Annotated in this window: 3 protein-coding genes; 2 read left to right on the plus strand and 1 reads right to left on the minus strand. The window is 71.0% G+C overall.

Annotated elements, in window-relative coordinates; genetic code table 11:
- Nucleotides 1-130 precede the first annotated feature (130 nt).
- Nucleotides 131-4,366, minus strand: coding sequence for an ATP-dependent RNA helicase HrpA (gene hrpA / locus AN218_RS37670; protein WP_216311835.1), 4,236 nt, complete (start codon nucleotides 4,364-4,366; stop codon nucleotides 131-133).
- Nucleotides 4,367-4,499: 133 nt separating this feature from the next.
- Between hrpA and AN218_RS31680 the strand changes: the two genes are divergently transcribed.
- Both AN218_RS31680 and AN218_RS31685 read left to right on the plus strand, forming a co-directional pair.
- On the plus strand, nucleotides 4,500-5,666 hold the full coding sequence (locus tag AN218_RS31680) for a hypothetical protein (protein WP_070020469.1): 1,167 nt from the start codon (nucleotides 4,500-4,502) through the stop codon (nucleotides 5,664-5,666).
- A gap of 212 nt (nucleotides 5,667-5,878) precedes the next feature.
- Complete coding sequence (locus AN218_RS31685) at nucleotides 5,879-6,094, plus strand: hypothetical protein (RefSeq protein ID WP_070020470.1); 216 nt, start codon at nucleotides 5,879-5,881, stop codon at nucleotides 6,092-6,094.
- The last annotated feature ends 66 nt before the right edge of the window (nucleotides 6,095-6,160 follow it).

Genomic DNA, 6,160 nt, shown 5'->3' on the forward strand with positions numbered 1-6,160 from the left:
AGGGTGGCGAGCACTCCAAACTGCTCCACAGGACCTCGTGGAACGCGCCTCGTGGTGCGGGCGCGGACGAGACTCTACAGCAGCCCGCTGAGGGGCGCGAACTCACCGTGTGCGACGCCTTCGTCACTGCTCACGGGGCTGCCGCGTCCACCGCCTTCACGATGCGCTTGTCCGAGACCGGATACGCCGTGCCGAGGGCGTGCGCGAAGTAGCTGACGCGCAGCTCCTCGATCATCCAGCGGATGTCCAGCGCCGCCTGCGGCACCGGCCTCCCCGGCGGGAACTGCTCCAGGAGCCACAGATATTCGTCGTGCATCTCCCGGACCTTGGCCATCCGCGTGCGGTCCCGTTCCGCGTTGTTCGGCATCTGCGTCAGGCGTCGGTCGGCGGCGACGAGATAGCGCAGCAGGTCCGGCAGGCGTGCCGCGCCGTGGCGGGTGACGAAGCCCGGACAGACGAGTCCGGCGAGCTGCTGCCGTACGTCCGCGACGGAGTCGGCGAGGGCCGCGCTGGTGACGCCGCGCAGCCGCTGCTCGCACGAGTGCCAGGCGGCGAGCACCTCCTGGACCTGCTTGACCGTCTTCAGCGTGACGTCGACCAGATCCGTCCGTACGGCGTCGAAGAGCTTGCGGAAGCTCTCCTCGTCCCAGGCGGGGCCGCCGTGCGTCGCGACGAGGCGGTCGGCCGCCGCCGTGACGCAGTCCTCGAAGAGGGCCTGCACGCTGCCGTGCGGGGAGCGCGAGAGGGCGAGCTTCTGCGGGTTGGAGAGCTTGGACGCGGCGAACTTGGCAGGGTCGGAGGGGATGTTGAGCAGGATCAGCCGGCGCGTGCCGCGCCACATCGCCTGCCGCTGTTCCGTCTCCGTATCGAAGAGATGAACGGAGACCGAGCCGCCGTCGTCGACCAGCGCCGGATACGCCTTGACGGGCTGGCCGCCTCGCCTGGTCTCGAAGACGCGGGGGAGCGCGCCGATCGTCCAGTCGGTCAGGCCCGTACGGGAGGAGAGCGCGGGTGCGGGCGATGCGGCGTCCGCACCGGAACCCGAACCGGCGCCCGTGCCGGAGCCGGACTGGTCGCCGGAGCCGGAGTCCGGGCCGCCCGCCGCGTGCTGCTCCCCCGCCTTTCCGCGCTGCGCCCGCGCGGACGACTCGAAGGCGCGGGCGATGGCGGCCTGCGTCTTGTCCCGGAGGCGGTGCTGCAGCTCCTCCAGGTCCTTGGACTCGGCCAGCGTGCGGCGCCGTTCGTCCGTCACCCGGAAGGTGATCTTGAGGTGGTCGGGGACCTTCGCGAGGTCGAAGTCGCCCGCGTCGAAGGGCACTCCGACCATTCGCCGCAGTTCGCGCGCGAGGATGACGGTGAGCGGTTCACCGGACGGCGCGGCCGTACGCAGGAAGCGCGCCGCGAAGTCCGGCGCCGGTACGTAGTGCCGCCGGATCGCCTTGGGCAGCGAGCGGATCAGCTCGGTGACGAGGCTCTCGCGCAGACCGGGGATCTGCCAGTCGAACCCTTCACCGGGCGCGACTTGGTTGAGCACCTGGAGCGGTACGTGGACGGTCACGCCGTCCGCGTCCGTACCCGGCTCGAACTGGTAGGTCACGCGCAGCGTGAGCTGCCCCTGCTGCCACACGTCCGGGTAGTCGCTGCGGCTGATCTCCTCCGCCCGCTCGTTGATGAGCATCGACTTCTCGAAGTTGAGCAGGTCGGGGTCCTCGCGGCGCTGCTTCTTCCACCAGGCGTCGAAGTGCGCGCCGGAGACGACGTGGGCCGGGATGCGCTCGTCGTAGAAGTCGTAGAGCGTCTCGTCGTCCACGAGGATGTCGCGGCGGCGTGCCCGGTGCTCCAGCTCCTCGACCTCGTCCAGGAGCTTGCGGTTGTCGTGGAAGAAGCGGTGGTGGGTGCGCCAGTCGCCCTCGACCAGGGCGTGCCGGACGAACAGGTCGCGGCTCGTCTCCGGGTCGATGCGGCCGTAGTTGACCTTGCGCTGGGCGACGAGCGGTACGCCGTAGAGGGTCACGCGCTCGTACGCCATGACGGCGGCCTGCTTCTGCTCCCAGTGCGGCTCGCTGTGGGTGCGCTTGACCAGATGCTCGGCGAGCGGCTCGATCCACTCCGGTTCGACCTTGGCGTTGACGCGCGCCCACAGCCGCGAGGTCTCCACCAGCTCGGCGGACATCAGCCAGCGCGGCTGCTTCTTGAACAGCGACGAGCCGGGGAAGACGGCGAACTTGGCGCTGCGGGCGCCCAGATACTCGTTCTTGTCGGTGTCCTTGAGGCCGATGTGCGACAACAGGCCCGCCAGCAGCGACTGGTGGACGGCGTCGGGCGAGGTCTCCTCGGCGCTCCGGTCCGCGGCGGGCAGGATGTCCATCGTCCTGGCGACCTGGCGGAGCTGGGCGTAGATGTCCTGCCACTCGCGTATACGCAGATAGTTGAGGAACTCCGCCTTGCACATGCGGCGGAACGCGGACGAGGACAACTCCCGCTGCCGCTCGCGCACATGGCGCCACAGGTTGAGGAACGCGAGGAAGTCGCTGCCCTCTTCGCGGAAGCGGGCGTGCTGCTGGTCGGCCTGCTGCTGCTTGTCCGAGGGGCGCTCGCGCGGGTCCTGGATGGACAGCGCGGCGACGATCACCATCACCTCGTGCACACAGCCGTTGCGTTCGGCCTCCAGCACCATGCGGGCCAGCCGGGGGTCGACGGGGAGCTGGGCGAGCTTGCGGCCGGTGGCGGTCAGGCGCGTACCGCCGGGCTGCCGCATGCCGCCGTGCTGTTTGCGGCCGCCGCGGCCGCCGCGTTCGCGGGCGCCGCCCTTCGCGGACGTACCGGAGGGCGCCGCCTCCTGCCCCGCGTCCTGTCCCGCCTCCTGTCCCGTCTCCTGCCTCGGGCCCTGCCCCGCGTCCTGCGCGGTGCTGAACGCGTGCAGCTCTTCGAGGAGTTGGACGCCCGCCTTGATGCTGCGGTGGTCCGGCGGGTCGATGAACGGGAACTTCTCGATGTCGCCGAGGCCGGCCGCGGTCATCTGGAGGATGACGGACGCCAGGTTCGTACGGAGGATCTCGGCGTCGGTGAACTCCGGCCGGGAGAGGAAGTCCTCCTCGGAGTAGAGCCGGATGCAGATGCCGTCGGACGTACGGCCGCAGCGGCCCTTGCGCTGGTTCGCGCTGGCCTGGCTGACCGCCTCGATGGGCAGCCGCTGCACCTTGGTGCGGTGGCTGTAGCGCGAGATGCGGGCGGTGCCCGGGTCCACGACGTACTTGATGCCGGGGACGGTCAGGGAGGTCTCGGCGACGTTGGTGGCCAGGACGACGCGGCGGCCCGAGTGGCGCTGGAAGACGCGGTGCTGCTCGGCGTGCGAGAGGCGCGCGTAGAGGGGGAGGATCTCCGTGCCCGCCGCGGCGGCGGCTCCGGCCCGTACGAGGCGCTTCTCCAGCGCGTCCGCGGTGTCCCGGATCTCGCGCTCGCCGGAGAGGAAGACGAGGACGTCGCCCGGGCCCTCGGCCTGGAGTTCGTCCACGGCGTCGCAGATCGCCGTCGTCTGGTCGCGGTCCCGCTCGTCGGAGTCCGCTTCGAGGAGCGGCCGGTAGCGCACCTCGACCGGGTACGTACGTCCGCTGACCTCGACGATCGGGGCGTCGCCGAAGTGGCGTGAGAAGCGCTCCGGGTCGATCGTCGCCGAGGTGATGACGACCTTCAACTCGGGGCGTCTGGGCAGCAGTTGGGCGAGATAGCCGAGCAGGAAGTCGATGTTGAGGCTGCGTTCGTGCGCCTCGTCGATGATGATCGTGTCGTACTGGCGCAGCTCGCGGTCCTGCTGGATCTCGGCGAGCAGGATGCCGTCCGTCATCAGCTTGACGAGGGTGTTCTCCCCGACCTGGTCGGTGAAGCGCACCTTCCAGCCGACGGTCTCGCCCAGCGGCGAGCGGAGTTCGTCGGCGACGCGTTCGGCGACCGTACGGGCCGCGAGGCGGCGGGGCTGGGTGTGGCCGATGACGCCCTGGACGCCCCGGCCCAGCTCCATGCAGATCTTCGGGATCTGCGTCGTCTTCCCCGAGCCGGTCTCACCGGCGACGATCACGACCTGGTGGTCCCGTATCGCGTCGAGGATCTCGTCCTTCTTCCGGCTGACCGGGAGCTGCTCCGGATATGTGATCCGCGGACGCGACGCGCGGCGGTCCGCGACCCTCAGCTCGGACTCGTCCATGGCGTCGGAGATCTCGGCGAGCACGGCGGCGCGGGCCTCGGGCTTGCGGATCTTGCGCACGCCCTCCAGGCGCCTGCCCAGCCGCTGCTGGTCGCGCAGCATCAGCTCGGGGAGGCGCTCGCGGAGAGCGTCGAAGGACGGGGAGGGGGACGTGGAAGTCGGCATACGGGCTCCAGGATCGCACTTCACCGAAACGACCGGCCAACCGATTACACGCGGACCGGGACTCGGGTCGCCGCGGCGGGCCCGCCCGGACGAAGTACGCGAATGCGGACCAACCCTGCCTAGGGTGGCGCGCATGAGCGAGCAGCGGGAGCCGGATCCGTACGAGGAGCGGGGGACGGGCGGGGACGCGGGGGCGGAGGGCGGCGACGGACACGGGCGCGGGCACGGAGACGAGCGGCACGGTGCCCGTTGCGTGCAGCCCGTGCGCCGCGGACTGCGGTCCCACTGGCGGACCTTCGCGCATACCCCGTTCTTCCCCGCGACGGTGGTGGCCCTGATCCTCGCGGCGGCCGCGGGGCTCTTCGCCGGCTCGTACACCTACGCCATGGCCGACCCCACTCCCCGCGACATCCCGACGGCGGTCGTGGGCCACGCCCAGGACGAGCACCGCGCCCGCCGCTTCGTCTCCGGTCTGGAGCAGGCGCTGCACTCCTCGCTGCGCATCCGGCACTACCGCACGTTCGCGCAGGCCCGGCAGGCCGTCGAGGACCAGCGGGTCTTCGCGGTGCTGCGGCTCGCCCCGCGCGAGCACGTCGAACTGAACCTCTCCGGCGCGGCCGGCGCCTCCGTCGCGGAGCTGTTGCAGCAGACCGCGCCGAAGGTGGGGGAGAAGACGGGCGTACGCGTGACCGTCCGGGATCTGAAGCCGCTGGGCCGGGGCGATCCGCGCGGCCTGACGATCTTCTACATCACGCTCGCCGCCGACATCATCGGCTTCCTCGGCGCGATCCAGCTCGCGGCGAACGTGCCGGAGCTCTCGCCCGTCGCGCGCGTCTCGTTCATCGCCGCCTACGCGCTGCTCGGCTGCTTCATCATCGTGGCGATGGTCAGTTGGGTCCTGGACGCCGTACCGCTGCCGTTCGTGCACTCGTGGCTGATCCTGGCGCTGACCATGTTCACCTCCGGGATGGTCTTCCTGATGTTCAACTCCCTGATCGGGCGCTGGGCGGTGATCCCGACCTGGTTCGTGATGGTGCTGCTCGGCAACCCGTCCTCGGGCGGCGCGGTGTCCTGGCCGCTGCTGCCGTCCGTACTGGGCGAGGTGGGGCGGTGGCTGCCGCCGGGCGCCTCCGTCAACGCGCAGCACACCGCCGTCTACTTTCCGGGCAACGAGCACGTGATGCCGTATCTGGTGCTGGTGGCCTGGGCGTCGGTGGGCGCCGCGGTCTTCTTCGGGCGGGCGCGCGGGGAGTGGTTCGGGCACCGGGACGTGAAGGGCGGGGCGGCGGCGGGGACTTGAGCGCGCTGGCGTGAGCGTCCGATGTGGGACGCCGACGTGAGCGCTGATGCAGGCCGCCGACCTCGGCCTGGCCTGCGCCGTGCGGATGTGCGTGGCCGGAAGTGTGTGCTCGGGGCGCGGCCGTCGTCGCAAAATCGCCTGGCGGACGACCGTCGGGTGCTGACACTCTGTTACCAGATCACGTCGCTGCGGCCGAAGGGAGGGCGAGAACGATGCAGTCGTTTGAACTGGTCAATGCGCTCAGCGCGGTCGTCGGCGCCGTGGCCGCCGTGGTGAGCGCCGCCGTGTCCGTGCTCACTCTGAGTGCGCAGAGCAAGCAGTCCGCGCAGGACCCGGAGCCGTCGGGCCCGGAGGAGATCCCGTCCGAGGAGTATCTGCCCGGGCGAAGGATGGCGCCCCTCAAGCCCCTCTGCCCTGCCCCCTGTTGAGGACGCGCAGGGTGCCGCCGCGCGAGGCGTGCGGCGGACGCCGCCCGGGACGAGCCGGGCGGCGCG

The organism is Streptomyces nanshensis, assembly GCF_001751255.1.
Classification (GTDB): Bacteria; Actinomycetota; Actinomycetes; order Streptomycetales; family Streptomycetaceae; genus Streptomyces; species Streptomyces nanshensis_A.